The following is a 26,759-nucleotide window of genomic DNA, read 5'->3' as shown; positions in this document are numbered from 1 at the left end:
CCCCTTTGACCCTAGGATTCGTTTGAGATTTCAAACGCTCTTGTCTGAGTGCTGAACCGCACGGCCTACTGTTTGTGCGTCATTTAGATACTTTGGCAGTGAATGACTTCCTGACGGCAGCCTTCTACGGCGCCTTTCTACTTTAATAATTCGCTCCGCGCCTGCGCGGTGCTGTTAAGGAAAGCCCACATGCAGCTCAAAGACGCACAGTTGTTCCGCCAACAAGCCTATATCGATGGTGCTTGGGTTGATGCGGACGGTGGCCAGACAATCAAGGTCAACAACCCTGCTACCGGTGAAATCATCGGTACAGTGCCAAAAATGGGTGCGGTTGAAACCCGTCGCGCCATTGAAGCCGCTGACAAAGCGTTGCCAGCCTGGCGTGCCCTGACCGCTAAAGAGCGTGCAACCAAGCTGCGTCGCTGGTTTGAGCTGCTGATCGAAAACCAGGACGACCTCGGCCGCCTGATGACCCTGGAACAAGGTAAACCATTGGCCGAAGCCAAGGGTGAAATCGTTTACGCGGCCTCGTTCATCGAGTGGTTCGCTGAAGAAGCCAAGCGCATTTACGGCGACGTGATCCCGGGCCATCAGCCAGACAAGCGCCTGATCGTGATCAAGCAACCGATCGGCGTGACCGCTGCGATTACTCCGTGGAACTTCCCGGCTGCCATGATCACCCGTAAAGCGGGCCCGGCCCTGGCCGCTGGCTGCACGATGGTGATCAAGCCAGCTTCGCAAACCCCGTTCTCGGCGCTGGCGCTGGTTGAGCTGGCGCACCGTGCCGGCATCCCGAAAGGCGTGCTGAGTGTTGTGACCGGTAGCGCAGGCGACATCGGCGGCGAGCTGACCAGCAACCCGATCGTGCGCAAACTGTCCTTCACCGGTTCGACCGAAATCGGTCGCCAGCTGATGGCCGAATGCGCCAAAGACATCAAAAAAGTGTCGCTGGAACTGGGCGGCAACGCACCTTTCATCGTGTTCGACGACGCGGACCTGGATAAGGCCGTCGAAGGCGCGATCATTTCCAAATACCGTAACAACGGCCAGACCTGCGTCTGCGCCAACCGCCTGTACATTCAGGACTCGGTCTACGACGCGTTCGCCGAAAAATTGAAAGTTGCCGTGGCTAAACTCAAGATTGGTAACGGTCTGGACGAAGGCACCACCACCGGCCCCCTGATCGATGACAAGGCCGTGGCCAAGGTCAAGGAGCACATTGCTGACGCACTGAGCAAAGGCGCGACCCTGCTGGCTGGCGGCAATAGTCTTGAAGGCAGCTTCTTTGAGCCGACCATTCTGATCAACGTGCCAAAAAACGCAGCCGTAGCCAAGGAAGAAACCTTTGGCCCGTTGGCGCCACTGTTCCGCTTCAAAGACGAAGCTGAAGTGATCGCAATGGCCAACGATACCGAGTTCGGCTTGGCGTCGTACTTCTATGCCCGCGACCTGAGCCGTGTATTCCGTGTGGCAGAAGCCCTGGAATACGGCATGGTAGGCGTCAACACCGGCCTGATCTCCAACGAAGTCGCGCCTTTCGGCGGTATCAAAGCTTCGGGCCTGGGTCGTGAAGGCTCCAAGTACGGCATCGAAGATTACCTGGAAATCAAATATCTCTGCCTGGGCATCTAACCCGGCGGGTGGTTCAAGCAGAGGGGGCACGAGAGCGATGCTTCCCCTGCGTTTCAAACTGTTAATTTTTGTGGCCGGGAGCGCCATGCCAGTCGATCATCGCATGCTGGCATTGATGTCTTCCTGGCGCGTCAGCCTTGAACCACGCCGCTTGATGAGCGGCGAATGAGGAACACCATGAGCAACAAGACCAACGCATCTCTGATGAAACGCCGTGAAGCCGCTGTCCCGCGCGGTGTTGGCCAGATCCATCCGATCTTTGCCGAGTCGGCGAAGAACGCCACCGTAACCGACGTTGAAGGTCGTGAGTTCATCGACTTCGCGGGCGGTATCGCGGTACTGAACACCGGTCACCTGCACCCGAAAATCATTGCCGCCGTGCAAGACCAATTGACCAAGCTGACCCACACCTGTTTCCAGGTTCTGGCTTACGAGCCTTACGTTGAGCTGTGTGAAAAGATCAACGCCAAGGTGCCGGGCAATTTCGACAAGAAAACCCTGCTGGTCACCACCGGTTCCGAAGCTGTTGAAAACGCCGTGAAAATCGCCCGTGCTGCGACTGGCCGTGCTGGCGTGATCGCTTTCACCGGCGCTTACCACGGTCGCACCATGATGACTCTGGGCCTGACCGGTAAAGTCGTACCGTACTCGGCGGGCATGGGTCTGATGCCAGGCGGTATCTTCCGCGCTTTGTTCCCGTGCGAACTGCATGGCATCACGGTTGATGATTCCATCGCCAGCATCGAGCGCATCTTCAAGAACGACGCCGAGCCTAAAGACATTGCTGCAATCATCATCGAGCCGGTTCAGGGCGAAGGCGGTTTCTACGTGGCGCCGAAAGCGTTCATGGCCCGCCTGCGTGAGCTGTGCGACAAGCACGGCATCCTGCTGATCGCTGACGAAGTGCAAACCGGTGCTGGCCGTACTGGCACCTTCTTCGCCATGGAACAGATGGGCGTGACTGCCGACCTGACCACCTTCGCCAAATCCATCGCTGGCGGCTTCCCGCTGGCCGGTGTGTGCGGCAAGGCCGAGTACATGGACGCTATCGCTCCAGGTGGCCTGGGCGGCACTTACGCCGGTAGCCCGATTGCTTGCGCAGCGGCGCTGGCGGTACTTGAGGTGTTTGAAGAAGAACACTTGCTGGATCGCTGCAAAGAAGTCGGCGAGCGTCTGGTGACTGGCCTCAAGGCTATTCAGGCCAAGTACCCGGTCATCGGTGACGTACGTGCGTTGGGCGCGATGATTGCGGTCGAGCTGTTCGAAGGCGGCGACTCGCACAAGCCAAACCCGACTGCGGTAGCCCAAGTGGTTGCCAAGGCTCGCGATAAAGGCTTGATCCTGCTGTCGTGCGGCACTTACGGCAACGTTCTGCGCGTTCTGGTTCCGTTGACCTCGCCAAACGAGCAGTTGGACCAAGGCCTGGCCATCATCGAAGAATGCTTCGCTGAACTGGCTTGAGTCCCGCCCACTGAGGGTGTGACCTGAGACACAAAAAAACCGCCTCGGCGGTTTTTTTGCGTTTGAGAGGAGGCGGTTTTTTACACCGTTGCAGGCCGTAACGAGTAAGTCTTGAGCTGATGGGCAAACTCGCGCAGCGACTGAATCCCGCTGGCTTCTGCCTCGTGTACCCATTCCTTGATCGCCGCCAGCATGTCGTGACCATTGGTGCTGGTCTTGACCCAGATCTGTTGCAGGGCAAGGCGTTTCTCGTAAATCACCTTGAGCGAGTGGCTGTGCTCCAGCATTGTTTCAATACGCTGGTGATGGCGCTCTTCCAGCAGGCTGGTCTCACGGGAAAGCAGACGCTTGGCGCGACGGAACTGGTGACGCACTGAGTGATCGACCTTGGCCAGCTCTTGCTGAACCAGCGGCGCGATCACCAGCTTGCGGTACTGAGCCATGATCTGGAAGCGGTTGTTGAGGATCGCCATCGCGGTGTCCATGTCCAGGTTGCCTTTGCCTTCTACCCGGTGGGCAATAGGTGCAACACGCTGGACCTTGGCCAGGCGCAAAAAGCTGAAGACCTTGATCCAGGCCCAGCCCAGGTCGAACTCCCACTTCTTGACCGACATCTTGGCCGAGTTGGGGTAGGTGTGGTGGTTGTTGTGCAGCTCTTCGCCGCCAATGATGATGCCCCAAGGCACCAGATTGGTGGCGGCGTCGCGGCACTCGAAGTTGCGATAACCCACCGCGTGCCCCAGGCCGTTGACCACGCCAGCAGCCCATACCGGGATCCACATCATCTGAATGGCCCAGATGGTCAGGCCGATGGCGCCGAACAACAGCAGGTCGATGACCAGCATGATCGCCACGCCCAGCATTTTGTAACGCGAATAAAGATTTCGCTCAATCCAGTCTTCGGGGCAATTTTTGCCGTAAATACGCAATGTTTCAGGATTTTGAGCTTCTTCGCGATACAGCTCTGCACCTTTTCGCAAAACGGTCGATAACCCTTTGATCACCGGGCTGTGCGGGTCATCCACGGTTTCGCATTTGGCGTGGTGCTTGCGGTGGATGGCAGTCCACTCACGGGTGTTCTGTGCCGTGGTCAGCCACAGCCAGAAACGGAAAAAGTGTTTCAGGCCACCGTTGAGCTCCAGCGAGCGATGGGCTGAGTAGCGGTGTAGATAAACCGTGACACCGATAATGGTCACGTGGGTCATCAACAGAGTGACTGCAACCAGTTGCCAGGCTGACAAGTCGAGAAAACCGTTGTACCACATAGGCTGTTTGGCCCTCGGAAAAATGAAAAAAACTGCAACATGCATTATCACCATGCAGCCAGATAAAACCAGTCGGCCTTTCAGATAAGAGTGGCTGGATGTTTCTTACACTATAATTCTCACTTTTTTGTAGGTGTCTTTACTTTCTTATGTCTGTTTCCTCTCGCGATGCCTTGCGTACGGCCTTCTTATACGGGCTGCTATCGGTTTTATGGCTGCAGGTAACTGATCATTTATTGAACAGCTATTTCGATGATTCAGCGCAGTTGGCGCAGTGGCAGCTGATAAATGGCTATGTTTTTGCTTTTTTCAGTGCCGTGTTGATTTTTTTCGCCCGGGCTCGTCTTTGCGGTTTTTTGGGTATGAGCCCTGGCTTGAAGCGCCAGCGCCAGGATCAAGAGCGCTTGCGCCAGGCGGCTGTGGTCTTTGACTGCACTCGCGAAGGCGTGCTGGTGAGCAATAGCTGCGGTGTGATCGTGCATGTGAACCGTGCTCTGGTCGAAATTACCGGCTACACGGCCGAGGAAGTGCTGGGTCATCGTCCTAACATGTTCAAGTCGGGTCGCCATGGGCCTGCGTTCTACCAAGCGATGTTCAAGTCGATAGACGAAAGCGGCCACTGGCATGGCGAGATCTGGAACCGTCGCAAAAGTGGCGAGATTTATCCGCAGTGGCAGACCGTCCGCTCGATTACCGATAACAAGGGTCAGGTCACTCACTATGTCGCGGTCTTTTCAGATATTTCCGCGATCAAGAATTCCCAGACCGAACTGGCGCGGCTGGTTCACCACGACCCCCTGACTGACTTGCCAAATCGCTTGTTGTTCACTGACCGTACAGAGCAGGTACTGGCTTCCTCGCAACGCCACCAGACCGGCTGTGCGTTGCTGATGATTGATCTCGATCACTTCAAAATCATCAATGACAGCCTTGGTCATAACATCGGCGACCAGTTGCTCAGAGCGGTCGCCGATCGCTTGCAGCGCATCTTTGGCAAGGGCTTCACGGTGGCGCGCCTGGGTGGCGATGAATTTGCCGTGCTGGTCGATAACTGCCCGCAAGTGACTCAGGCCGCAGCCTTCGCGCAACAGGTTCTGGAAGTCATGAAGGGCGCATTCGAGATCGATAAGCATCAGCTGTTTATCAGTGCCAGTGTCGGTATCAGCGTCTTTCCCAGCGATGCATTGAACGCGGAGCAATTGCTGCGCAATGCTGACTCGGCGCTGTTCAAGGCCAAAAGTACCGGGCGTGAAGGCTACGCCTTGTACACCGAAGAACTGACGGCCCATGCACAGTACCGGATTGAGGTGGCCAGTGATTTGCGTCGAGCCCTGGAGCAGCAGGAGCTGCGTGTGTACTACCAGCCGGTGCACGACTTGCCGACCAGCCGCCTGATTGGTGTCGAGGCGTTGGTGCGCTGGGAGCATCCTCTGCGGGGGCTGTTGTCACCGGGTGAATTTATTCCGATCGCCGAGCGTACCGGGTTGATTGCTGAAATCGACGCCTGGGTGCTGGAGCAAGCCTGTTGGCAGATGGTTCAGTGGCGAGCGGCTGGCGTGGAGTTGTCGTTCGTGGCGGTGAACATTTCCAGCCGGTTGTTTACTCGGCCTGAGCTGTACACGTTGGTTTCAACAGTTCTGGCAGATACGGGGCTGGCCCCGGCATTGCTGGAGCTTGAAGTGACCGAAAGCGCAGTGATGGACAACTCGAAAGTCGCATTGGAGCAAATGCACCGTCTGCGAGCGCTGGGTTTGCGTCTGGCCATTGATGATTTTGGAACCGGCTTTTCATCGCTGCTGCGGCTCAAGCAACTACCTGTGCAGAAGCTGAAAATTGATCAGGGATTTGTGGCCGGGTTACCCGCGGACAATGACGATGTGGCCATCGTGCGTGCGGTCATCGCGCTAGGTCAAAGCATGGGCTTGCAGGTGCATGCCGAGGGGATAGAGCAAGTCGAGCAGGCGCAGTTCCTGCTCGACCTCAACTGCAACCTGGGCCAGGGCTACTGGTTCGGGCGCCCGATGCCTGCCAAGGACCTGGACTGGCAGCGAGCCCCCGTAATTCGCGCCTGAACCGTGGTTCAGTTCTTCTCGGGCGGCAAGGTTGGCAGTGCACGCAAGGCTGTTTCATACCACTCGGTGTTGAAGGCGCGGTCCTCTTCGAGGATTGCGTCAATCTCTACGGCCAGCACGTGGGCCATCATCTGCAAGATGTCTTCGCGCTCATAGCCGACCAGCGTCAGCTTATTGAACGTGGCTTTAGCGGCAGGCGGGTTGTCACTTTCAATCTGGTTCTCAATTGCCTGAATCAGCGTGGACTCGGCGAACTCTTCTTCTTCGTTATCGATATCAACTGGCTCGCTCATGGCAGGCTCCTTAAGTAAAGGCCTGCAGTCTAACTGTATTTGTATTCAGTCCGGTGATGCTGCTGGTCACTCTGACGGCAAAGCACTATAACCATCGCAGCCAACCCCAACACGGCCTGGAGGCTTTGTAATGCTCAAGCTTTATGGATTCGCAGTCAGCAATTACTACAACATGGTCAAGCTGGCGCTGATGGAAAAGGGCGTGCCCTTTGAAGAAGTCCCTTTTTTTGCCGGTAAAACCCCTGAAGCGTTAGCCATCAGCCCGCGCGGAAAAGTCCCGGTACTGGGCGTAGATCAGGGTTTTATCAACGAGACCAGCGTGATTCTCGAGTATATCGAGCAGACCCAGCCGGGCCCGAAACTGCTGCCGGTTGATCCGTTTGAGCGTGCTCAAGTGCTGGCGCTGGTCAAGGAAATCGAGCTGTACATCGAATTGCCTGCGCGTGCGTGCTACGCCGAAGCATTCTTCGGCATGCAAGTGCCGGACGCGATCAAGGAAAAAGCTCGAACCGAGTTGCTGGAGGGCATGGCTTCGTTGGGCCGCCATGGCAAATTTGCGCCCTATGTGGCGGGCGAGACGTTGAGCGTGGCAGATATTTACTTTGTCTACAGCGTCAGCCTGGCGTGTGCAGTGGGGCACAAGGTGTTTGGCCTGGACTTGCTGGCTGAAATGCCGGGCGCCAAGGCGCTGCTGGAGCGACTGGAGCAAAACCCGCACGTGCAGAAAATTGCCGCTGAAAAAGAGGCGGCCATGCCGCAGTTTCTGGCCTGGATCAGCAGCAAGAAATAACCGGCATATAGGGTGTCGCCCCGAGTGTGGGGGCGAGCCTGCTCGCGAAGGTCTCAAGAACATCGCGTTTATCCAGCAAAACGCGGTATCGATAACAACTTTCGCGAGCCTGCGCGCTCCCGCCGGGGAGCCGCTTTGAGGCCTAGCGGTTAGCCAGCAAGGCCTTGCCGCGAACAACCGCTGCTTTCACCTGGGCTGGCGCGGTGCCGCCGATGTGATCACGGGCATTGACCGAGCCTTCAAGGGTCAGCACGGCAAACACATCGTCTTCGATCTGATCGCTGAACTGACGCAGTTCTTCGAGGCTCATCTCTGCCAGATCTTTACCCGTTTCTACGCCGTACTTCACGGCGTGACCGACGATTTCGTGGCAATCACGGAACGGCAGGCCACGGCGAACCAGGTAGTCGGCCAGGTCGGTGGCGGTCGAGAAGCCACGCAACGCCGCTTCACGCATGATCGCGTGCTTGGGCTTGATCGCCGGGATCATGTCGGCAAATGCGCGCAACGAATCGCGCAAGGTGTCGGCTGCGTCGAACAGCGGTTCCTTGTCTTCCTGGTTGTCCTTGTTGTAGGCCAATGGCTGGCCTTTCATCAGGGTCAACAGGCCCATCAGTGCACCGAATACACGGCCACTTTTGCCACGTACCAGCTCTGGTACGTCAGGGTTTTTCTTTTGCGGCATGATCGAGCTGCCGGTGCAGAAGCGGTCAGGCAAATCGATAAACTGGAATTGCGCACTGGTCCACAGCACCAGCTCTTCGGAGAAGCGCGACAAGTGCATCATCGCAATGCTGGCAGCTGCGCAGAATTCGATGGCGAAGTCGCGATCGGATACGTTGTCCAGCGAGTTGCCACCCACGGCGTCAAAACCCAGCAGTTGAGCCGTGAATTCACGGTCGATCGGGTAGGTGGTGCCTGCCAGCGCAGCGCTGCCCAGCGGCATGCGGTTGGTGCGCTTGCGGCAGTCGACAAGGCGCTCGTAATCGCGGCTGAGCATCTCGAACCAGGCCAGCATATGGTGACCGAATGTCACCGGCTGTGCGGTCTGCAAGTGGGTAAAGCCAGGCATGATGGTCTCGGCTTCGCGCTCGGCTTGCTCCAGCAGGCCTTTTTGCAGACGGGTAATTTCAGCCAGGATCAGGTCGATTTCATCACGCAGCCACAGGCGGATATCGGTAGCCACCTGGTCGTTACGACTGCGGCCGGTGTGCAGCTTTTTGCCGGTCACGCCGATGCGGTCGGTCAGACGCGCCTCGATGTTCATGTGCACGTCTTCCAGATCGATGCGCCAGTCAAACGTGCCGGCTTCGATTTCGCTCTGGATGGATTTCAGGCCTTCGATGATGCTGTCGCGCTCGGCATCGGTCAGCACGCCGACCTTGGCCAGCATGGTGGCGTGAGCCACGGAGCCCATGATGTCGTGGCGGTAAAGGCGCTGGTCGAAAGTGACGGAGGCGGTGAAACGCGCAACGAAGGCGTCGACGGGTTCACTGAAGCGGCCGCCCCAGGACTGATTGGTCTTGTCGGTGCTCATGGATTCGCTCGTAATCGGCTGAGGGGGAGTTACACAAAAAGTTACTGCGGATCATAACAGGGTTGCCATTCATGGCGTTGACGCAGCACGGCAGGTTTTTAGTGTGAAGTGCGGTATAAACAAATTTCAGAAACGAAATGTATCGTTTGAATACTTTCGTCTTGGCAACCGTCTACAGTTGGTCGTATGGATCAGTCATTGCAGGTCTTTGTAGATTGCCAGACGTATCCGGTATTAAATCGAGCAACCGATACAGGTGAATTTTGCTGTGAGGTTTGCGGCACTTTTTGGCCTTCGCGCTAGTCTTAGCGTGGATCGCCGTGACAGTCGTCACTTCACCTGTCTACGCTATCCTTGTGCGAGACTCACGCAGGAATACAGCGCTATATGAATGTCCTGATCGTTGATGACGAAACCCTGGCCCGCGAGCATTTGAGCCATTTGCTCAGCTCGCTTGGGGGCTATACGTTGCTGGAGCCTGGCGCCACTAATGGCGAAGAGGCGTTAACCCTGATCGAAAACCACAAGCCGGATGTCGTTTTACTCGATATCCGCCTGCCGGGCCTCGACGGGTTGCAGGTTGCAGCCAAATTATGCGAGCGCGAACTACCGCCCTCGGTAGTGTTTTGCGTGGCGCCTGACGAGTTTTCCGTGGAGGCCCTGCAAGACAGCGGTGTCAGCTATGTACTCAAGCCGGTTACTGCTCAGGATCTGAGCGCCGCCTTGAAAGAGGCTCACCGCCCCAATCGCATCCAACTGGCCGCGCTCACCCGACCTGCCGCGCAAACCGGTAGCGGGCCGCGCAGCCATATCAGTGCCAGAACCCGAAAAGGTATTGAGCTGATCCCCATCGACCAAGTGATCTACTTTATCGCTGACCATAAATACGTGACCTTGCGTCACGCTGGCGGCGAGGTCTTGCTCGATGAACCGCTCAAGGCACTCGAAGACGAATTCGGTGAACGCTTTGTGCGTATTCACCGCAATGCACTGGTGGCGCGGGATCGGATCGAGCGTCTGCAACGTACGCCGCTGGGGCATTTCCAGCTGTTCCTGCGGGGGCTTAACGGGGATGCGCTGATCGTCAGTCGTCGGCACGTGGCGGGTGTGCGCAAGATGATGCAGCAACTGTGATTCGTGCTGAAAAAGGCGCAGGCGCGCCGTTTTTGGGCCAGGGAGGCCGCGGACTTTCTGATACAAGTCAAAGCTGTTTTGGCTGAGCTGTTATTATCAGCCGTATCTTTTCAGTACGGATTGATCCATGTCCTCTCGCGAAATCCGCATCGCTACCCGTAAAAGCGCCCTGGCTCTATGGCAGGCCGAATACGTTAAAGCCCGTTTAGAGCAGGCTCACCCCGGTATTGTGGTGACGCTGGTGCCCATGGTCAGCCGTGGTGACAAGCTGCTGGACTCGCCGCTGTCGAAAATCGGCGGCAAGGGGCTGTTCGTCAAGGAGCTGGAAACCGCCCTGCTCGAAAACGAAGCCGACATCGCCGTGCACTCGATGAAGGACGTGCCGATGGACTTCCCTGAAGGCCTCGGTCTGTTTTGCATCTGTGAGCGCGAAGACCCGCGTGATGCTTTCGTCTCCAACACCTTCGCCAGCCTCGACGATTTGCCTCTAGGCAGCATTGTCGGCACTTCCAGCCTGCGCCGTCAGGCCCAATTGCTGACTCGTCGTCCAGACCTGGAAATCCGCTTTTTGCGCGGCAACGTCAATACCCGTCTGGCCAAGCTCGACGCGGGTGAATACGACGCCATTATCCTGGCTGCTGCCGGTCTGATCCGCCTCGGCTTTGAGGATCGCATCACTTCGCCAATCAGTATTGAAGACAGCCTGCCGGCTGGCGGCCAAGGTGCCGTTGGCATTGAGTGCCGCAACGCAGATACCGAAATTCATGCCCTGCTGGCGCCATTGCATCATGCAGACACCGCGGTGCGAGTCACTGCAGAGCGTGCGTTGAACAAGCACCTCAATGGTGGCTGCCAAGTGCCAATTGCCTGCTATGCCGTGTTGGAAGGCGAGCAAGTCTGGCTGCGCGGTCTGGTCGGGGAGCCCAGTGGTGGCGTGCTGCTGAGTGCCGACGCCCGTGCGCCACGTGCTGCTGCCACCGAGCTGGGTGTGCAAGTGGCCGAGGCGCTACTGGCTCAAGGTGCCGGGGATATTCTCAAAGCCGTTTATGGTGAGGCAGGTCACGAGTGACAGGCTGGCGCTTGTTGCTGACCCGGCCTGCCGAAGAGTCGGTAGCCTTGGCCAATGAGCTGGCTACTGCCGGTATTTTTAGCAGCAGCTTGCCCTTGCTGGCGATCCGGCCGTTGGCGTTGACTGATGCCCAGCGAGGGCTGGTGGCGGCTCTTGACCGTTATTGCGCGGTGATTGTGGTCAGCAAGCCTGCGGCCCGTCTGGGGCTTGAGCTGGTCAGCCAGTACTGGGCGCAAGCGCCCCGGCAGAAGTGGTTTAGCGTCGGCGCCGCGACTGCGCAGATTCTCGCCGACCATGGCCTCGATGCTAGCTACCCTCAAGGGGGGGATGACAGCGAAGCCCTGTTGGCGATGCCTGAATTTGAACGCGCGGTTGCTGGTCATCAACCCAGGGTGTTGATCCTGCGCGGGGAGGGCGGTCGCGAGATGCTGGCGGACCGGCTGCGCAACGTGGGCGCACAGGTCGACTATCTTGAACTCTATCGTCGTGAACTGCCGTCATACCCGCCTGCGACCCTGTACCAGCGCGTTAAAGTGGAACGCCTGAACGCGCTGGTGGTCAGCAGTGGGCAGGGTTTTGAACATTTACGCCAATTGGCAGGCGATACCTGGCCGCAGCTTGGATGTCTGCCGTTGTTTGTTCCAAGCCCTCGGGTTGCTGAGATAGCACGCAGCGCCGGGGCGCAAAACGTTGTGGATTGTCGTGGTGCGAGCGCCACGGCTTTGCTGGCGGCGCTGCGGGAGCATCCCGCACCTGCTTTCTAATGCAAAGGATGGATTCGTGAGCGAAACAGTCTTGTCCAAAGATCAAGTGCAGCCCGCGCCAGAAGCGCCGGCTAAAAAACCTGACACTGCGCCGCAGAGTCGCGGTAATGGCCTGGCCGTTGTTGCCCTGTTGCTGGGCGCTGCCGGTGTTGCCGTCGGCGGCTGGGGTGTGTGGCAGGTGCGTCAACTGCAAGCCAGCACCGAGCAGCAATTAAGTGACGTGCCCGCTCTGGCGGCGCAAACGCTGTCGATCAAACAGGGCGAGCAGCAATTGTTGACGCGCCTTAATCAATTGCCCTCCGCCGGTGAACTGGATAACCAGCGCCAATTGGTTGTGCAGTTGCAAGGTGATCAGCAGCGTCTGAACCAGCGCCTCGAGACCGTATTGGGCGAGAGCCGCAAGGACTGGCGCTTGGCCGAGGCCGAGCACTTGTTGCGTTTGGCTACCTTGCGCTTGTCGGCACTGCAGGACATCAGCAGCGCCCAGGCCCTGGTACAGGGCGCGGACGCCATTTTGCGTGAGCAAAACGATCCCGGTTCTTTCGCCGCACGTGAACAGTTGGCCAAAAGCCTGACGGCACTGCGCAGCGTCGAACAGCCGGATCGCACGGGGCTGTTTTTGCAATTGGCGGCCTTGCGGGACCAGGTGGTGCAGCTTAACGCTCTGGCCCCGGCCTATCAGAATCAAGGTGATTCCTTGGCGAGCCTGACCGCAGATGGCGATGGCGCGAGTCGCTGGTCCCAGTGGTGGGATGAGATATCGCACTACATTCGGATTGATTTCAATGCCGACAAAAACGTGCGTCCACTGTTGGCGGGCCAAAGTCTGACTCAGGTTCGTCTGGCACTGAGCCTGGCGCTGGAGCAAGCCCAATGGGCCGCGCTCAATGGCCAGGAGTCGGTTTACACCCAGGCCTTGGCGCAAGCGCAAGACGTCCTCAAGGGCAACTTCAATGCGGATAACCCGCAGAGCAAAAAAATCCTCGAGCAAGTGATTGCGCTCAGCAAACAGCCGGTCACGGTTAAAACCCCGGACCTTGCTGGCGCTCTGAGCGCAGTACAGGCCTATCTGGAGCGACGGCATGTCAGTGCTGACGAACCGGGCCAAGCGGCTGCCAGCCCTGCGCAGGAGGCACTTCCATGAAGCGCTTCTACGTGATTGTGTTCTTGTTGATTGCAGCAGCGGCCTGCATCGGCCTGGCAATCGCTGAAGACGCGGGCTATGTGCTGATCGCTTACAAAAACTTCCGCTACGAATCCAGCGTATGGGCGACGCTCGCCTTGCTGGCCGTCCTGTGGCTGCTGATCTGGGGCATTAAACTGCTGGTGGAGCTGGTCACCGCGTCTACCGGATTGGTGAACCCTTGGTCACGGCGCAATCGCAGCCGTCGGGTACAAATCGCCATTGAACAAGGCCAGATGGACCTTGCCGAGGGGCGCTGGTCCAGCGCACAGAAACACCTGGCGCGGGCAGCCGAGGCCGAGCCTCAGCCGTTGCTCTACTACTTGGGCGCCGCACGTGCGGCCAACGAACAAGGGCACTACGAAGAAAGCGACAACCTGCTCGAACGTGCGCTGGAACGTCAGCCACAAGCCGAATTGGCGATTGCCCTGAGCCATGCCCAATTGCAGGTGGATCGAGCCGATACCGATGGCGCGCTGGTGACCTTGCAAGCCATGCACGAGCGCCATCCGCATAACGTGCAGGTGTTGCGCCAGTTGCAGCGCTTGCACCAGCAGCGTGGCGACTGGGCGGCACTGATTCGCTTGCTGCCGGAGTTGCGCAAGGACAAAGTCTTGCCGAGCAAGGAACTGGCAGAGCTGGAGCGTCGGGCCTGGGGGCAAAATCTGAGCCTTGCGGCTCAGCGTGAAACCGAAGGCGAGGCGGGCTTGCAATCGCTGCAGCGCGCCTGGCAACAGCTCACTTCAGCTCAGCGCCAGGAGCCCGCGCTGGTTCTGGCCTACGCCGAGCAGTTGCGTCAATTGGGCGCGCAAGCCGAAGCCGAAGAAGTCTTGCGTGGAGCGCTCAAGCGTAATTACGACAGTCACCTTGTGCGGCTCTATGGCCTGCTGCGTGGCAGCGATCCGGTGAAGCAGTTGCAGACCGCCGAAGGATGGCTCAAAACGCACCCTGGGGACGCCAGCTTGCTTTTGACCCTGGGTCGCCTGTGCTTGCAGAACAGCTTGTGGGGCAAGGCGCGGGATTATCTTGAAAACAGCCTGCAGGTAGAGCGCAACCCTGAAACCTGCGCGGAACTGGCGCGCCTGTTGGCCCAATTGGGTGATACGTCGCGCAGCAATCAGTTGTTCCAGGAAGGTTTGAATTTGCTGGATGAGCGCTTGCTGGCCCTGCCTTTGCCAGCAACGGCCACGAGTCTTTAAACGTTCAAACAGGCAGCCTGACGTGTGTCTTTACGCGTGTCAGGCTGCCTGTGGTAATAATTTAGTACGGTGCTAGTCGATTTGTCCTACGTGATTCGCTCTCGTTACGTCCAGCTTCCGTTGGCAATTCCCTACTCGCTTCCAGACGTATCCGCAGAGGGCCAGCTTGAAAGGGCCAATGGCTTTCATCTACCGTAACCAACTGTCTCTTTTGTTACGGAAAAGCCATGTTCTTGGCCAGCTCACGCTTTACTTTCTTTTTGGCCTTTCTCGTAGGCGCGCTGGTGATGGGCTGTGCTCTGTACCTTGAATATGGGTCGGGGCTCAAGCCCTGCTCGTTGTGCCAAGTGCAGCGCCTTTTCTTGCTGGTGTTCTGTCTCGTGAACCTGATGGCTTCTGTACAGGGCCCGCAGCGTTTTGGCATGTGGTGTTACTCCACGGCATCTTCGCTACTGGCACTTTGCGGCGCTGTGATCGCATTGAGGCAGATGCAGCTGCAAATATCGGGGCCTGAACACTTGATGTCCTGTCAGCCGGATCTGGCGTGTGTCTGGCATGACCTTTCGCCGGGTGAATTTTTCTCGATGCTTTACCGAGGCAGTGAAGACTGCGCGCATATTCACTGGACCGTGTTTGACTTGAGCGTTCCCGAGTTAAGCCTGCTGGCCTTTATCGGCCTGCTTGTACTGAGCATCTTTCAGATAATTCGCTCAATCTATGCCGAAAAATTCCCGCGTGGATGCGACGTGAAGTAGCAACCAGGATTAAACGCTTGTATGAACTTTCTCTCGTGCGTACCTTGAAGCAGTTGCCGCGCGGGCATAATCTGGCCCGCACGTATTACTGGAGTTATGCCGCCCAATGCCGGTGCACTCGCGCAGGTTTTTGGTTCACATAGGCCCGGCTGAAGTCGGGTGGCATGGGCCCACAAGGGAAGAGAGATCATCATGCTCGAAAGATGTGAGAGTGCTCAGGAACGTTTCAACGGCGTCCACCAGTTGATTGATCGCTGGCTGCATGAGCGCCGTAAACTTGTGAAGGCTTATGCTGCTTTGATTGATCAGCAAAATAATCCCAAGCGCGGGCCTCAAAAAGAGTTTTGCCAGATCCTGGTTGATTACGTCTCGGCAGGTCATTTCGAGATTTATGAACAGCTCAATCAGGAGGCCCAGGCTTTCAATGATGAGCGCGGGATTGCATTGGCTGCGACCATCTACCCGAGAATCAACGTGATTACCGAAGCTGCTCTGGCTTTCAATGATCATTGTGACGGCAAAGCCCATCGCCCTGACTGCGACAAGCTTGCAGAAGAGATCAAGATCCTTGGTGCTCTGCTGGACGAGCGCTTTGAGCTTGAAGATTGTTTGATCGAAGTGCTGCACAGTGCGCACAAACAGAAAGAAGCAGCTCAGGCTTAAGCAGTAGCCGAGCTAAAAACGGTGCGCAATTGCGCGCCGTTTTTCGTTGTACGGCAGTCACTTTCTGATCGAGAACAACTCGACTTCAAATACCAGCGGCGTGTTGGGCGCGATCAAGTCCCCGGCGCCCTCTGCCCCGTAAGCCTGACTTGAAGGAATCGCCAATCGCCATTTGGCGCCGACGGGCATCTGCACCAGCGCACTGCGCCAGCCAGCGATTACGCTGTCCAAGCGGAACCATTGCGGTTGGGTGCTTTGGTCGAACACCGTGCCATCGGGAAGGCGGCCCACATAGCTCACATAGACTGAATCCTGTGCGCCGGGTTTTGCCCCAGTGCCGGGTTTGAGCTCGGTCAGGATAATCCCGTCAGCCAACTCGTGAGCCTTCGGCTGCTGTTTTTCTTTGAATAAAAAATCATCTTCGGCGCTCTGCCCGGTGTTGCCCGCGGCCTGGCTTTGTGAAGGATCATTCTGCGCTTGATGCAGCGTCAGAATCTGCCCGATGCGCTCCTCACTGAGGGCCAGCGGCTTGCCTTGATAGGCCGTGCGCAGGCCCTCGATCAATGCCTGGATCTGCAGTTCAGGCACTTCCTGGCGCAAGCGCTCACCCAGGCTGGCGCCCATGCTGTAGGCGAGGTCGTGCGCAGCGTCGGGGGGTGGTGCAGGGGCTGCGTGAGCCACAGGCGCAAGGCACAACAACGTCAAAAACAGGTAACGCGGCATGGTGGTTCTCCGGCGTGATGTGCGAGCGATTATGCCTGCGCTCAAGCGGGCGCCGATGATTTTATTCGGGGCTGTAGAAGACGTTGAAGCATTCGCAAAATTTACCCGAACTGACCGTTAAAGATTGATCCAGCACAAGTTTTTCAACGTCATGCAACCCGCAGCTAACCTTAGTGTCAACATGCCCTAGCGGCGGTAGTTGCAGAGGTCTAGTATGAGCCGCACTCACTTCAGCCAGGAGGTAAACCATGTCGGCCAATAAGAAGCCCGTAAATACGCCGTTGCACTTGCTCCAACAACTCTCAGGCAGTCTGCTTGAGCATTTGGAAAACGCTTGCTCCCAAGCGTTGGCTGATGCTGAGAAACTGCTCGCCAAACTTGAGAAGCAGCGCGGTAAAGCTCAGGAAAAACTGCACAAGTCTCGCGCCAAACTGCAAGACGCAGCCAACGCTGGCAAATCCAAGGCTCAGGCCAAGGCCAAGTCTGGCGTTAAAGAGCTTGAGCAACTGCTCGATTCGCTCAAAGACCGTCAAACCGAAACGCGCACTTATATCCTGCAACTCAAGCGCGATGCTCAAGAAAGCCTGAAGTTGGCCCAGGGCATTGGTCGTGTCAAAGAGGCGGTAGGCAAAGCGTTATCCACGCGTGATGCCAAGCCTGCTCCAGCGGCGAAAAAACCTGCAGCCAAAGCAGTTGCTAAAGCCCCGGCAAAAGCAGCCGCCAAACCTGCCGCCAAAGCGCCAGCGCAAAAACCGGCAGCAGCCCGCACGGCAAAACCGGTTGCGGCAAAGGCTCCGGCGGCCAAGCCAGCAGCGGCTAAAACTGCTGCAGCCAAACCTGTCGCCAAGCCCGCAGCAGCTAAGCCGGTAGCGGCCAAAGCGCCCGCCAAGGCTCCCGTAAAAGCGCCAGTTAAAGCCCCGGTAAAACCTGCGGCTAAAACAGCGGCTGCCAAACCCGCTGCCAAGCCTGTCGCAGCTAAACCTGCGGTAAAAGTCGCAGCCAAACCGGCCGTGAAAAGACCCGCTGCAGCAAAACCAGCCGCCAAGCCTGCCGTGGCCCCCGTAGCTGCCACGCCTGCTGCTGCCCCTGCGCCAACCCCGGCAGCCGTCACAAACTCGGCTACCACCCCAGCCAGCGCTTCTTAAGCGAGGTTGATTGCGGCGCGCAGTTGATGCAGCGCGTCGCAATCAGGGTGGACGGCATCGTACGCCACCCTCTGCAGCCAATCGCAAGCCTCTTGCGATTGAGCTGACGGCCAGCCCTGAGTCACCGACTCCAGGCGCCGCAACAATGTCCGCTCCGCCTCCAGTTCCAAAGACTTGATCTGCGCGCGCAACGCTGCCAGCGTATCATCGTGTGTGGCCGCTTCACGCCAGTCTGTGCGCAGTTGTCTCAACGGTTGCACCACCTCGCGCTGCCAGGGCCCGGCACAGGCCTTTAATTGCGCAACCCGTCTCTCGTCGCAGGCCACCGCACGCTGCTCCAGCCAGGCTGCGCACAGCAGCAGGCACACATCCAGGCCCTGGCCTTGCAAGTGCAAGCACGCCTGTTCCACGCCGGGGCGGGCGTAGAGGTTCAAACAGTAATTCCACAGGTCAGTCTGCATAGTGCAATTCGCGCCAGTTGAGAGGGAAGCTGGTAGACTCCGCCGCCATTATGATCCGACTTCTGAACCTGACTTTACAGCGTGGCCCGCAACGTCTGCTAGAAGACGCCGAGCTGATCCTGCACGCCGGCCACAAAGCCGGTCTGGTCGGTGCCAATGGCGCCGGTAAATCCACTTTGTTCGCCTTGCTGCTGGGTGAGTTGACGCCTGATTCCGGGGATTGTCTGCTCCCGGCCGACTGGCGGATTGCCCACATGCGACAAGAAATCGACACCCTCGACCGCATCGCGATCGATTACGTGCTCGATGGCGACCTGCGCTTGCGCCAAGTGCAAGCCGATCTGGCCAAGGCCGAGGCTGACGAGGACGGTGCTGCGCAAGCGCGCCTGCACTCCGAGCTGGACAGCGCCGACGGTTATACCGCCGATGCGCGGGCGCGCAAAATGCTCGCCGGTCTGGGTTTCACCAACGAACAAATGGACCGTCCGGTTGCCGACTTCTCCGGCGGCTGGCGGATGCGCCTGAACCTGGCGCAAGCCCTGATGTGTCCGTCGGATCTGCTGCTGCTCGATGAGCCGACCAACCACTTGGATCTCGACGCCATTCTTTGGCTGGAAGATTTCCTCAAAAATTACCCCGGCACCTTGCTGTTGATTTCTCACGATCGGGACTTTCTCGACGCCGTGGTCGACAACATTGCCCACGTCGATCAACGTAAAATCACCCTCTATCGCGGTGGTTACAGCGCGTTTGAACGTGCCCGTGCCGAACGTCTGGCCCAGCAACAGCAGGCCTACGAAAAGCAACAGGCGCAACGTGCGCACATGGAAAGCTACATTGCCCGCTTCAAGGCCCAGGCCACCAAGGCCCGTCAGGCGCAAAGCCGGATCAAGGCCCTGGAGCGCATGGAAGAACTGAGCGCGGCCCATGTGGATTCGCCGTTCGACTTCGTGTTCCGCGAAGCAGTCAAACTCTCCAGCCCGTTGCTCGACTTGTCCGATGCGCGTCTGGGTTATGGCGACAAAACCATCCTGGAAAAGGTCAAGCTGCAACTGGTTCCCGGCGCCCGTATCGGTTTGCTTGGGCCAAACGGCGCGGGTAAGTCGACCCTGATCAAAAACCTTGCCGGCGAGCTGGAGCCGCTCTCAGGTCGTCTGGCCCGGGGTGAAAACCTGGTGGTTGGCTACTTCGCCCAGCATCAGCTCGACTCGCTGGACTCCAAGGCCAGCCCCTTGCTGCACATGCAGCGTTTGGCTCCGGCTGAACGTGAACAGACCCTGCGCGACTTCCTCGGTGGCTTCGACTTCCGCGGTGCGCGTATCGACGAGCCGGTGCTGAATTTCTCCGGTGGCGAAAAAGCCCGTCTGGCGCTTGCGTTGATCGCCTGGGGCCGACCGAACCTGCTGCTGCTCGACGAACCGACCAACCACCTTGACCTCGAAATGCGTCTGGCGCTGACCATGGCGTTGCAAGAGTTCAGTGGTGCAGTTTTGGTGGTGTCTCACGATCGCCATTTGCTCAAAAGCACCACGGATGAATTCCTGTTGGTGGCCGACGGCAAGGTGCAGGAATTCGACGGCGACCTCGAAGACTATGCGCGCTGGCTGGCGGACTATCGTTTGCGCAATGCGCCGGCAAGCAACACGCCGGTCAACCCTGACAAAACTGATAAAAAGGCTCAGCGTCAGGCTGCTGCTGCGTTGCGTCAGCAATTGGCTCCGCACAAGCGTGAAGCCGACAAGCTCGAAAGCGAACTGGGCAAGGTCAACGAAAAGCTGGCCAAGATCGAAACCAGCCTCGGTGACAGCGCGGTTTACGAGGCGGCGCGCAAAGACGAATTGCGTGATCTGCTGGCTGAGCAGGCAAAGCTCAAAGTGCTCGAAGGTCAGCTGGAAGAGCGCTGGATGGAAGCTCTGGAACTGCTTGAATCCATGCAGGCAGAACTGGAAGCCCTGTCCTGATGGAGGCCCTGCATTTACCGCTGCCCGCCGAACTGATCGCACCGCTGTGGATCGGCTTGCAGATTCTGCTGATTCTGTTGGCGGGCTATTTTTCTCAGCGCGTCGTGGCCCGTTTCCTTACTCGCCTAGGTCAGCGTTACCCGTTCCCGCCGCAGTTGATGATGCCGCTGCGGGGCGGTTTGCGCTGGTTCATCATGGGCAGTGCGGTGATTGTCGTCCTGGAGCGTCTTGGCGTCTCTGCCACGGTATTGTGGACGGCGCTTTCGGGCTTTGTGGCGGTGGCGGCAATCGCCTTCTTCGCCATGTGGAGCGTGCTCTCCAACCTGCTCTGCGCAGTGCTGATCTTCACCGTGGGGCCGTTTCGCATTGGTGATGTGGTGGAGCTGCTCGACACGCTCGACAAGCCGGGCGTCAAAGGCCGGGTCGTGGCCATCAACCTGCTTTACACCACTCTGATCGAGCCCGCTGAAGCGGGTAGCGGCAGCAGCATGGTGCAAGTCCCCAACAGTCTGTTCTTCCAACGCTCGGTTCGCCGCTGGCGTGAAGGCGACCTTTAATAGTACTACGCCCCATCTGTAGCCGTTGCCGCAGCCTGCGATAAGTGCCGAAGGACCTTCAAGAGGGTCGCTTCGCAACCCATCGCAACCCATCGCAGCCTGCGGTAGCGGCTACAAAAAGTAGTGGTCAATTTTCAACCAACGCATTAGCTTAAGGACTTGTTACAGATTTTGTCCGAGGTGTGCGATGTCGTTGGAAACGTGGTTGGCCTTTTTTGCTGCCTGTTGGGTTATCAGCCTGTCCCCCGGCGCGGGTGCAATTGCCTCGATGTCGTGTGGCCTGCAATACGGTTTCTGGCGCGGTTACTGGAATGCATTGGGCCTGCAACTGGGCCTGGCGCTGCAGATCGCGATTGTCGCCGCGGGTGTAGGCGCAGTGCTCGCGGCCTCATCCACCGCCTTCTATGCGATCAAATGGTTTGGTGTGGCCTACCTCGTCTACCTCGCGGTCAAACAATGGCGTGCGCTGCCAGCTGACCTCAGCGATGACGCCGCCGTACGGCCCATCGGCAAACCGCTGGCGCTGATATTTCGTGGCTTTCTGGTCAACGTCAGCAACCCCAAGGCGCTGGTGTTCATGCTCGCCGTCTTGCCGCAGTTCGTAAATCCCGCAGAGCCGCTGGTGTCCCAATACCTGACGCTGGGCGTGACCATGATCTGCGTTGACCTGATTGTTATGGCTGGCTACACCGGCTTGGCGTCCAAGGTCCTGCGTCTGCTGCGCACTCCCAAACAACAGCAGCGCATGAATCGCACTTTTGCCGGTTTGTTTGTCGGCGCGGCGGGTTTTCTGGCAACGCTGCATCGCTCAACAACCTAAAGGCCTTGAGTCGGGGTGATGGGAAGTGAACAATGTGTTACTTCTCATTTCCATTCGGATTGATCGATGACCGCCCGCTCGCGTTTTTTGGCATGGCTACTGCTGCCCGTGCTCGCGTTGTGCAGCCTTGCTGCTTCTGCCAACGCCCCGGAAGGTGCCTCACAGGCGCTTCACTTAATTGACTACATTGGTGCGGACTACCCGCCTACGGTTGAAAGCGGCAAGGTCATCGACGAGACCGAATACCGCGAGCAACTCGAATTTCTGGTTGTGCTCAAAGGGCTGATCGCTGATTTGCCGCAGCGCCCTGAGCGTGACGAGCTGGTGCAAGGCGTGAGTGCCTTGCACACTGCCATCGAACAGCGTGAAGACGGCGTCGCCGTTGCCCGTGCCGCGCGCCAGCTCGGCGCCAAGCTGGCCGTGGCCTACGAGGTCAGTCAAGCCCCCGCGATTACCCCAGACCCTACCCGCGGCGCGCCGCTCTACGCCCAAAATTGCTCGGTGTGCCACGGTGAAACCGGCGCCGGTGATGGCCCCGCGGGTGTCGGTATGACACCGCCTCCGGCAAACCTGCGCGACGCGCAGCGTCTGGACCGGCTGAGCCTCTACGCGATCTACAACACCCTGGGTCTGGGCGTTGAGGGCACCGACATGCCCTCGTTCGCCGATCAGCTGGACGAGCGCCAGCGCTGGGACTTGGCCACCTACATCGCAGGCTTGAGTAACGATCCGACGGCGTCCAGGGCCGACAAAACCTACAACCTGGCGGACCTTGCCCGCCAAACCCCGAATGAAGTGCTGGCGGCTGAAGGCCCCGAGGCGACAGCGACTTTCCGTGCCCAGCGGGCGCAGCCGCCGCAAGTCAAACGCGGCCCGGCGCAGTTGCTTGACTACACCAGTGCCACCCTCGACAAAAGCCTTGCAGCCTACCGCGCGGGTGACCGTGAGCAAGCCTACGACCTGTCGGTTGCGGCTTATCTCGAAGGGTTTGAGCTGGTAGAAAGCTCGCTGGATAACGTCGACGCCAACGTGCGTAAAAACACCGAGAAAGCCTTGATGGCTTATCGGCAATCGCTGCAGGACGGGTTGCCAATCGAGCAAGTCGAGCAACGTCTGGACACCGCCAAAACCTTGCTCAAAGCGTCTGCGGGGCTGTTGGGCGACGATGGCTTGAGCTGGACCTTGAGCTATATCTCGGGCCTGCTGATTTTGCTGCGCGAAGGCCTGGAAGCGATTCTGGTACTGGCCGCGATCCTCGCATTCCTGCGTAACACCGGCCAGCAATCGGCTGTGCGTAGCGTCAATATCGGTTGGGGGTTGGCCTTGGTTGCCGGTCTTGCGACATGGGCGCTGGCCGCCTATGTGATCGACGTCAGCGGTGCTCAGCGTGAATTGCTTGAAGGCTGCACCGCTTTGTTCGCCAGCGTCATGGTGTTGTGGCTGGGCGTGTGGATGCACGACCGGCGTCACGCGGCAGCATGGCAGGACTACATCAAAAGCAGTCTGGTCAGCGGCGGCGGACGCTTTGGCTTCGCGATCCTGGCGTTCTTCTCGGTATACCGCGAACTGTTCGAAGTGATCCTGTTCTACGAAACCCTGTGGCTGCAAGCAGGCCCGGCCGGGCACAACGCTGTACTGGCGGGCGGCGCCACGGCTTTGGTATTGCTGATGGGCCTGGCGTGGATCATCCTGCGTGGCTCGGCCAAGCTGCCATTGGCGCTATTTTTCGGCATCAATGCGGCGCTGCTCTGCGCGCTGTCGGTAGTATTCGCCGGGCATGGCGTAAAAGCGCTGCAAGAGGCCGGTATTTTCGGTACGCGCCCTGTGGCGTTCTTCGACTTCGAGTGGCTGGGTATTCACGCGGATGCCTACTCGCTGGGTGCGCAGGCCGTGGCGATCCTGGCAATTATCGTGCTGTATAGCCGCAGCAAGTTGGCGGAAAAGCGCCGGGTGCAGGCCTGACCTTATAGCAACCCCGGTGGGAGCGATCCTGCTCGCGAAGGTCGTTCGCGAGCAGGCTCGCTCCCACGGTTGAAGTTTTCTGTAGCCTTCACTGTTCAGGAGTTATCCCCATGCGTGTCTGGATCGACGCAGACGCTTGCCCCAAGGCAGCGAAGGATCAAGTCATCAAGTTCGCCCTCAAGCGTCAATTTGAGGTCGTACTGGTGGCAGGCCAGAGTCAGATCAAACCGACTTATGCGCTGGTTAAACTGATTGTGGTGCCCAGTGGCCCGGATGCGGCGGATGACTATTTGGTGGAGCACGCAGTGCCCGGTGAACTGGTGATTTGCAGCGATGTGCCGCTGGCTGATCGGCTGGTCAAGAAGGGAGTGGCGGCGCTGGACCCGCGGGGCAAGGAGTTTGACCCGCAGAACATGGGCGAGCGGCTGGCGGTGCGCAATCTGTTCACCGATCTGCGCGAGCAGGGCCAGGTGAGCGGCGGGCAGGGTGCCTATGGCGAACGTGAAAAGCAGGCGTTCGCCAATGCCCTGGACCGCATCCTGACCCGGCTGGCGCGGGGCTGATCAGGCTTTTTGCGTCAACTCCAGCACGCGGTCAACCATCTTGTTGATCCCGGCCGCTGCTTCGCTGATGGATTTGGCAAGCATATAGGCCGGGGTGCTGACCAGTTTGCGGGCCTTGTCTTCGACAATCTCCGACACTTCGCAGTCTTCGTGGGTGCCGCCCATTTTGGTCACGGCCGCAGCGGTATCCGCGTCTGTACCGATGGTGCAGATCACCCCCGGGCCATAAATCTTGGCGGCGATGGCGGGAGAAATACACATCAGGCCAATAGGTTTGCACGCTTGTGCAAAGGCTTCGGCCAGGCTCAAAACGTCTGCCTGGACCGAGCACGCGGCGCCTTCAGTGGCAAAGCTGGAGAGGTTTTTGGCTGCACCAAACCCGCCCGGCACGATCAGGGCGTCAAAGTCTTCGACTCGGGCTTCGCGAACATCCTTGATCTCACCCCTGGCAATACGCGCCGATTCCACCAGCACGTTGCGCGTTTCGGGCATTTGTTCGCCGGTCAGGTGGTTGATGACGTGAAGTTGCGCAATGTCGGGGGCAAAACATTGCACTTTGGCGCCACGCTGATCGAGGCGCAGCAGGGTGATGACGCTTTCGTGGATCTCGGCACCGTCATAGACGCCGCAGCCCGAAAGAATGACGGCAACTTTTTTTGTGGTCATGTTGGTCTCCTTGTTCATGGCGTTAATGTCGCCTGATTTGGCGCTTGATGCCATAGGGTTTCGCAGGAAGTGCGCCTACGCTTGATGGATCGTCGGTCGGGGTGTGCCATGAAGCTGATTTTGTATGCAGTGCCGTTTTTCTTTGTGCTGATTGCTGTCGAGCTGCTGGCCGACCGCTGGCGCGGGATGCGTACCTATCGCCTGGCAGACACCATCAGCAGCCTGAGCGCGGGAGTGCTGTCGACCACGACCGGGTTGCTGACCAAGGGCGTGGGCCTGATCACCTACGCCCTGGCGCTGAAGTATGTGGCGTTGCTGCAACTGCCTGAGGACAGCCTGTGGGTCTGGCTGTTTGCTTTCGTGTTTTATGACTTCTGCTACTACTGGCACCACCGCCTTGGGCATGAGCGCAACGTGCTGTGGGCGGCGCATTCGGTGCATCACCAGAGCGAAGACTACAACTTGTCCACAGCCCTGCGCCAAACCAGTACCGGGTTTATATTTGGCTGGATCTTTTACCTGCCGATGGCGTTGTTGGGCGTGCCGTTGCTGGTGTTTGTCACGGTGGCGACCCTTAACTTGCTCTATCAATTTTGGGTCCATACCCGCCATGTGCCCAAGCTGGGCTGGTTCGAGTGGTTCTTTGTGACGCCTTCCAATCATCGGGCTCACCATGCGCAGAATGCTCTCTACATGGATCGCAATTACGGCGGGGTGTTCATTGTCTGGGATCGTTTGTTTGGCACCTTTCAGGAAGAGGATGACGCCGAACCGGTGATTTTCGGTGTGACCACCCCGTTGCAAAGCTGGAATCCGCTCTGGGCCAACTGGCAGTTTTACGGTCAGTTACTGGCCGATGCGCGGCGCACCGAGCGCTGGTGGGACAAGCTGCGGATCTGGTTTATGCCCACGGGCTGGCGCCCCGCGGATGTGGCGGCGAAGTACCCGATGAACAAGCCGGACCTGAGCCAGTTTGTAAAATTCGAGGTGCCATTGGCGCTGCGCCAACAGCTGTATATCGCGATGCAATTTGTGGTGTATGTAGCGCTGGGCAGTTATTTGCTGAACCTGGGCGAGACGTTGCCGACCCCTGCTCTGATCCTGGGTTGGGGCTATATGGCGTTGGGATTGTTTGTATTGGGCGCCAGCCTGGAAAACCGGCCTTGGGCACTGAAGCTTGAGTGGCTGCGCCTGGCGCTGAACGTGCCACTGGTGTGGCTGGCCCCTTGGGTGGGGCTGTGGCCGTCCAGCGCTTTGGGCTGGATCGGCCTGTTCAGTTACACGGCGCTGAGTGTGATGGGGCTGTACATGTGCAGAAACCGCATCACTCAGCTGGCGGGTTGCTGATCTCGGTGGTGCTCTTGCTCTTCTCTTCGAGTGCGGTCTGTTTGGCCTGACGCGCATTTTTGAAGCGGCGACGGGCCCACAGGCACAGACCGATCAGCAGCAATCCACCGAGCACCCACAGCTCATATTTCTTGACGTTGCCCAGCAAGCCTTCGAGCACGGCGCCAAAATGGTAGGCGGCGGTCGCCAGCGCGATAGCCCAAATCGCAGCGCCAATGCCGTTAAGCAGCAAGTAGCGGCCCGGCGGGTAGCCTGACAGACCAATGGCTACAGGCATGACGGTACGCAGGCCGTAGACGAAGCGGAAACTCAAGACCCAGATATCCGGGTGCTTGCGAATGTGCTCCAGTGCCTTGTCGCCCAAAAGTTGCCAGCGCGGTTTACGCGCCAACAGTTTGCGGCCGTGCTTACGCCCCAGGAAGTACCACAGCTGGTCGCCGGCATAACTGCCGAGGAACGCCACGATCATGACCAGTTTGAGGTCCATGTATCCGCGGAACGCCAAGAAGCCTGCGAGAACCAGGATGGTCTCACCTTCAAAGAACGTCCCTAGAAACAGGGCGAAGTAGCCAAATTCTTGAAGAAATTGTTGGAGCATTGTCTGGATGCTGGCGAAATGAACGCGCAGCCTACGCCTTAAGGGACGTTCAGGAAAGTATCGAACTGTGTCTTGTCGTTAACAATTCCTACAAATCATGTGTATTTGACTTACATCATTAGTGTTGTCATCTAGTGTT

26 protein-coding genes and 1 pseudogene are annotated in these 26,759 nt (G+C 58.3%); 20 read left to right on the top strand and 7 right to left on the bottom strand.

Features of this window, described 5'->3' with window-relative positions; genetic code table 11:
* Nucleotides 1-189: 189 nt before the first annotated feature.
* Genes gabD through gabT form a run of 3 tightly spaced genes read left to right on the top strand, consistent with a single transcriptional unit; the run spans nucleotide 190 to nucleotide 3,093 of the window.
* On the top strand, nucleotides 190-1,632 hold the full coding sequence (gene gabD / locus N7D90_RS23720; protein ID WP_261740248.1) for an NADP-dependent succinate-semialdehyde dehydrogenase: 1,443 nt from the start codon (nucleotides 190-192) through the stop codon (nucleotides 1,630-1,632).
* 37 nt (nucleotides 1,633-1,669) lie between these two features.
* Entirely contained in the window at nucleotides 1,670-1,801 is a 132-nt protein-coding gene (locus N7D90_RS23715) for a hypothetical protein (RefSeq protein WP_261740247.1), read from the top strand.
* A gap of 8 nt (nucleotides 1,802-1,809) precedes the next feature.
* Nucleotides 1,810-3,093: a 4-aminobutyrate--2-oxoglutarate transaminase gene (gabT, locus tag N7D90_RS23710; RefSeq protein WP_261740246.1), complete on the top strand. Its 1,284-nt coding sequence runs from the start codon at nucleotides 1,810-1,812 to the stop codon at nucleotides 3,091-3,093.
* An 80-nt stretch (nucleotides 3,094-3,173) separates the two neighbouring features.
* On the opposite strand, the gene desA is transcribed toward gabT, so the two are convergent.
* Nucleotides 3,174-4,358, bottom strand: coding sequence for a delta-9 fatty acid desaturase DesA (gene desA / locus N7D90_RS23705; RefSeq protein WP_261740245.1), 1,185 nt, complete (start codon nucleotides 4,356-4,358; stop codon nucleotides 3,174-3,176).
* A 149-nt stretch (nucleotides 4,359-4,507) separates the two neighbouring features.
* Between desA and dibA the strand changes: the two genes are divergently transcribed.
* A complete protein-coding gene (gene dibA / locus N7D90_RS23700; RefSeq protein ID WP_261740244.1) occupies nucleotides 4,508-6,430 on the top strand; it encodes a phosphodiesterase DibA in 1,923 nt (640 codons plus the stop codon).
* Nucleotides 6,431-6,438: 8 nt separating this feature from the next.
* Here dibA and N7D90_RS23695 read toward each other — a convergent pair whose 3' ends face one another.
* Complete coding sequence (locus N7D90_RS23695) at nucleotides 6,439-6,723, bottom strand: hypothetical protein (RefSeq protein ID WP_019824424.1); 285 nt, start codon at nucleotides 6,721-6,723, stop codon at nucleotides 6,439-6,441.
* A 130-nt stretch (nucleotides 6,724-6,853) separates the two neighbouring features.
* Between N7D90_RS23695 and N7D90_RS23690 the strand changes: the two genes are divergently transcribed.
* Nucleotides 6,854-7,513 carry a glutathione S-transferase family protein gene (locus N7D90_RS23690; RefSeq protein ID WP_261740243.1) on the top strand — a complete coding sequence of 220 codons (660 nt, stop codon included), beginning with the start codon at nucleotides 6,854-6,856 and terminating at the stop codon, nucleotides 7,511-7,513.
* A 142-nt stretch (nucleotides 7,514-7,655) separates the two neighbouring features.
* Here the strand turns inward: N7D90_RS23690 and argH are convergent, their stop codons facing one another.
* A complete protein-coding gene (gene argH, locus N7D90_RS23685) occupies nucleotides 7,656-9,050 on the bottom strand; it encodes an argininosuccinate lyase (RefSeq protein ID WP_261740242.1) in 1,395 nt (464 codons plus the stop codon).
* Between the two features lie 271 nt (nucleotides 9,051-9,321).
* On the opposite strand from argH, the pseudogene N7D90_RS23680 reads away from it, so the two are divergent.
* The 8 genes and pseudogenes from N7D90_RS23680 to rsd all read left to right on the top strand — a co-directional run.
* Nucleotides 9,322-9,441: pseudogene (locus tag N7D90_RS23680) on the top strand (sensor histidine kinase); the annotation flags it as partial.
* Nucleotides 9,438-10,184 carry a LytR/AlgR family response regulator transcription factor gene (locus tag N7D90_RS23675; protein WP_261740241.1) on the top strand — a complete coding sequence of 249 codons (747 nt, stop codon included), beginning with the start codon at nucleotides 9,438-9,440 and terminating at the stop codon, nucleotides 10,182-10,184. The pseudogene N7D90_RS23680 and the gene N7D90_RS23675, both read left to right, overlap by 4 nt.
* A 127-nt stretch (nucleotides 10,185-10,311) precedes the next feature.
* Complete coding sequence (gene hemC, locus N7D90_RS23670) at nucleotides 10,312-11,253, top strand: hydroxymethylbilane synthase (protein WP_261740240.1); 942 nt, start codon at nucleotides 10,312-10,314, stop codon at nucleotides 11,251-11,253.
* Nucleotides 11,250-12,017, top strand: coding sequence for a uroporphyrinogen-III synthase (locus N7D90_RS23665; RefSeq protein ID WP_261740239.1), 768 nt, complete (start codon nucleotides 11,250-11,252; stop codon nucleotides 12,015-12,017). The genes hemC and N7D90_RS23665 overlap by 4 nt, the downstream gene beginning before the upstream one ends.
* Before the next feature lie 16 nt (nucleotides 12,018-12,033).
* Nucleotides 12,034-13,161, top strand: coding sequence for a uroporphyrinogen-III C-methyltransferase (locus tag N7D90_RS23660; protein WP_261740238.1), 1,128 nt, complete (start codon nucleotides 12,034-12,036; stop codon nucleotides 13,159-13,161).
* Nucleotides 13,158-14,399 (top strand): heme biosynthesis protein HemY, encoded by a 1,242-nt coding sequence (locus N7D90_RS23655; RefSeq protein ID WP_261740237.1) that lies wholly within the window; start codon nucleotides 13,158-13,160, stop codon nucleotides 14,397-14,399. The genes N7D90_RS23660 and N7D90_RS23655 overlap by 4 nt, the downstream gene beginning before the upstream one ends.
* A gap of 227 nt (nucleotides 14,400-14,626) precedes the next feature.
* On the top strand, nucleotides 14,627-15,154 hold the full coding sequence (locus N7D90_RS23650) for a disulfide bond formation protein B (RefSeq protein WP_261740236.1): 528 nt from the start codon (nucleotides 14,627-14,629) through the stop codon (nucleotides 15,152-15,154).
* Nucleotides 15,155-15,346: 192 nt separating this feature from the next.
* Nucleotides 15,347-15,817, top strand: coding sequence for a sigma D regulator (gene rsd, locus N7D90_RS23645; RefSeq protein ID WP_261742519.1), 471 nt, complete (start codon nucleotides 15,347-15,349; stop codon nucleotides 15,815-15,817).
* Between the two features lie 57 nt (nucleotides 15,818-15,874).
* Here the strand turns inward: rsd and N7D90_RS23640 are convergent, their stop codons facing one another.
* On the bottom strand, nucleotides 15,875-16,540 hold the full coding sequence (locus N7D90_RS23640) for an FKBP-type peptidyl-prolyl cis-trans isomerase (RefSeq protein ID WP_261740235.1): 666 nt from the start codon (nucleotides 16,538-16,540) through the stop codon (nucleotides 15,875-15,877).
* Nucleotides 16,541-16,788: 248 nt separating this feature from the next.
* Between N7D90_RS23640 and N7D90_RS23635 the strand changes: the two genes are divergently transcribed.
* On the top strand, nucleotides 16,789-17,685 hold the full coding sequence (locus N7D90_RS23635; RefSeq protein ID WP_261740234.1) for an AlgP family protein: 897 nt from the start codon (nucleotides 16,789-16,791) through the stop codon (nucleotides 17,683-17,685).
* Here N7D90_RS23635 and N7D90_RS23630 read toward each other — a convergent pair.
* Nucleotides 17,682-18,146 carry a TIGR02444 family protein gene (locus N7D90_RS23630; protein ID WP_261740233.1) on the bottom strand — a complete coding sequence of 155 codons (465 nt, stop codon included), beginning with the start codon at nucleotides 18,144-18,146 and terminating at the stop codon, nucleotides 17,682-17,684. The two genes, N7D90_RS23635 and N7D90_RS23630, sit on opposite strands and share 4 nt — an antisense overlap.
* A gap of 50 nt (nucleotides 18,147-18,196) precedes the next feature.
* On the opposite strand from N7D90_RS23630, the gene N7D90_RS23625 reads away from it, so the two are divergent.
* From N7D90_RS23625 to N7D90_RS23605, 5 genes are all read left to right on the top strand, one after another.
* Complete coding sequence (locus tag N7D90_RS23625) at nucleotides 18,197-20,107, top strand: ATP-binding cassette domain-containing protein (RefSeq protein ID WP_261740232.1); 1,911 nt, start codon at nucleotides 18,197-18,199, stop codon at nucleotides 20,105-20,107.
* Entirely contained in the window at nucleotides 20,107-20,664 is a 558-nt protein-coding gene (locus tag N7D90_RS23620) for a mechanosensitive ion channel family protein (RefSeq protein WP_261740231.1), read from the top strand. Before N7D90_RS23625 ends, N7D90_RS23620 begins: the two co-directional genes overlap by 1 nt.
* Nucleotides 20,665-20,851: 187 nt before the next feature.
* Complete coding sequence (locus N7D90_RS23615; RefSeq protein WP_261740230.1) at nucleotides 20,852-21,484, top strand: LysE family transporter; 633 nt, start codon at nucleotides 20,852-20,854, stop codon at nucleotides 21,482-21,484.
* Nucleotides 21,485-21,550: 66 nt separating this feature from the next.
* Nucleotides 21,551-23,446 carry a cytochrome c/FTR1 family iron permease gene (locus N7D90_RS23610; protein ID WP_261740229.1) on the top strand — a complete coding sequence of 632 codons (1,896 nt, stop codon included), beginning with the start codon at nucleotides 21,551-21,553 and terminating at the stop codon, nucleotides 23,444-23,446.
* A gap of 110 nt (nucleotides 23,447-23,556) precedes the next feature.
* Entirely contained in the window at nucleotides 23,557-24,009 is a 453-nt protein-coding gene (locus N7D90_RS23605) for a YaiI/YqxD family protein (protein WP_019824452.1), read from the top strand.
* Here N7D90_RS23605 and elbB read toward each other — a convergent pair whose 3' ends face one another.
* On the bottom strand, nucleotides 24,010-24,675 hold the full coding sequence (elbB, locus tag N7D90_RS23600) for an isoprenoid biosynthesis glyoxalase ElbB (RefSeq protein ID WP_261740228.1): 666 nt from the start codon (nucleotides 24,673-24,675) through the stop codon (nucleotides 24,010-24,012).
* A 108-nt stretch (nucleotides 24,676-24,783) separates the two neighbouring features.
* Here elbB and N7D90_RS23595 point away from each other — a divergent pair, with 108 nt between their 5' ends.
* Nucleotides 24,784-26,022 carry a sterol desaturase family protein gene (locus N7D90_RS23595; protein ID WP_261740227.1) on the top strand — a complete coding sequence of 413 codons (1,239 nt, stop codon included), beginning with the start codon at nucleotides 24,784-24,786 and terminating at the stop codon, nucleotides 26,020-26,022.
* On the opposite strand, the gene N7D90_RS23590 is transcribed toward N7D90_RS23595, so the two are convergent.
* A complete protein-coding gene (locus tag N7D90_RS23590; RefSeq protein WP_261740226.1) occupies nucleotides 26,000-26,620 on the bottom strand; it encodes a DedA family protein in 621 nt (206 codons plus the stop codon). The genes N7D90_RS23595 and N7D90_RS23590 overlap by 23 nt on opposite strands.
* Nucleotides 26,621-26,759: the final 139 nt, after the last annotated feature.

Source organism: Pseudomonas fragi (assembly GCF_025426255.1).
Taxonomy (GTDB): Bacteria; Pseudomonadota; Gammaproteobacteria; order Pseudomonadales; family Pseudomonadaceae; genus Aquipseudomonas; species Aquipseudomonas kulmbachensis.
The sequence above is the reverse complement of the archived record's forward strand: the minus strand, read 5'-3'. Positions and strand labels throughout refer to the sequence as shown.

Bases quoted from the DNA above. Each gene is read 5' to 3' on its own strand.
- gabD (WP_261740248.1), top strand. From the start codon at position 190: ATGCAGCTCAAAGACGCACAGTTGTTCCGCCAACAAGCCTATATCGAT.
- N7D90_RS23715 (WP_261740247.1), top strand. From the start codon at position 1,670: ATGCTTCCCCTGCGTTTCAAACTGTTAATTTTTGTGGCCGGGAGCGCC.
- gabT (WP_261740246.1), top strand. From the start codon at position 1,810: ATGAGCAACAAGACCAACGCATCTCTGATGAAACGCCGTGAAGCCGCT.
- desA (WP_261740245.1), bottom strand. From the start codon at position 4,358: ATGTGGTACAACGGTTTTCTCGACTTGTCAGCCTGGCAACTGGTTGCA.
- dibA (WP_261740244.1), top strand. From the start codon at position 4,508: ATGTCTGTTTCCTCTCGCGATGCCTTGCGTACGGCCTTCTTATACGGG.
- N7D90_RS23695 (WP_019824424.1), bottom strand. From the start codon at position 6,723: ATGAGCGAGCCAGTTGATATCGATAACGAAGAAGAAGAGTTCGCCGAG.
- N7D90_RS23690 (WP_261740243.1), top strand. From the start codon at position 6,854: ATGCTCAAGCTTTATGGATTCGCAGTCAGCAATTACTACAACATGGTC.
- argH (WP_261740242.1), bottom strand. From the start codon at position 9,050: ATGAGCACCGACAAGACCAATCAGTCCTGGGGCGGCCGCTTCAGTGAA.
- N7D90_RS23675 (WP_261740241.1), top strand. From the start codon at position 9,438: ATGAATGTCCTGATCGTTGATGACGAAACCCTGGCCCGCGAGCATTTG.
- hemC (WP_261740240.1), top strand. From the start codon at position 10,312: ATGTCCTCTCGCGAAATCCGCATCGCTACCCGTAAAAGCGCCCTGGCT.
- N7D90_RS23655 (WP_261740237.1), top strand. From the start codon at position 13,158: ATGAAGCGCTTCTACGTGATTGTGTTCTTGTTGATTGCAGCAGCGGCC.
- N7D90_RS23650 (WP_261740236.1), top strand. From the start codon at position 14,627: ATGTTCTTGGCCAGCTCACGCTTTACTTTCTTTTTGGCCTTTCTCGTA.
- rsd (WP_261742519.1), top strand. From the start codon at position 15,347: ATGCTCGAAAGATGTGAGAGTGCTCAGGAACGTTTCAACGGCGTCCAC.
- N7D90_RS23640 (WP_261740235.1), bottom strand. From the start codon at position 16,540: ATGCCGCGTTACCTGTTTTTGACGTTGTTGTGCCTTGCGCCTGTGGCT.
- N7D90_RS23635 (WP_261740234.1), top strand. From the start codon at position 16,789: ATGTCGGCCAATAAGAAGCCCGTAAATACGCCGTTGCACTTGCTCCAA.
- N7D90_RS23630 (WP_261740233.1), bottom strand. From the start codon at position 18,146: ATGCAGACTGACCTGTGGAATTACTGTTTGAACCTCTACGCCCGCCCC.
- N7D90_RS23625 (WP_261740232.1), top strand. From the start codon at position 18,197: ATGATCCGACTTCTGAACCTGACTTTACAGCGTGGCCCGCAACGTCTG.
- N7D90_RS23620 (WP_261740231.1), top strand. From the start codon at position 20,107: ATGGAGGCCCTGCATTTACCGCTGCCCGCCGAACTGATCGCACCGCTG.
- N7D90_RS23615 (WP_261740230.1), top strand. From the start codon at position 20,852: ATGTCGTTGGAAACGTGGTTGGCCTTTTTTGCTGCCTGTTGGGTTATC.
- N7D90_RS23610 (WP_261740229.1), top strand. From the start codon at position 21,551: ATGACCGCCCGCTCGCGTTTTTTGGCATGGCTACTGCTGCCCGTGCTC.
- N7D90_RS23605 (WP_019824452.1), top strand. From the start codon at position 23,557: ATGCGTGTCTGGATCGACGCAGACGCTTGCCCCAAGGCAGCGAAGGAT.
- elbB (WP_261740228.1), bottom strand. From the start codon at position 24,675: ATGACCACAAAAAAAGTTGCCGTCATTCTTTCGGGCTGCGGCGTCTAT.
- N7D90_RS23595 (WP_261740227.1), top strand. From the start codon at position 24,784: ATGAAGCTGATTTTGTATGCAGTGCCGTTTTTCTTTGTGCTGATTGCT.
- N7D90_RS23590 (WP_261740226.1), bottom strand. From the start codon at position 26,620: ATGCTCCAACAATTTCTTCAAGAATTTGGCTACTTCGCCCTGTTTCTA.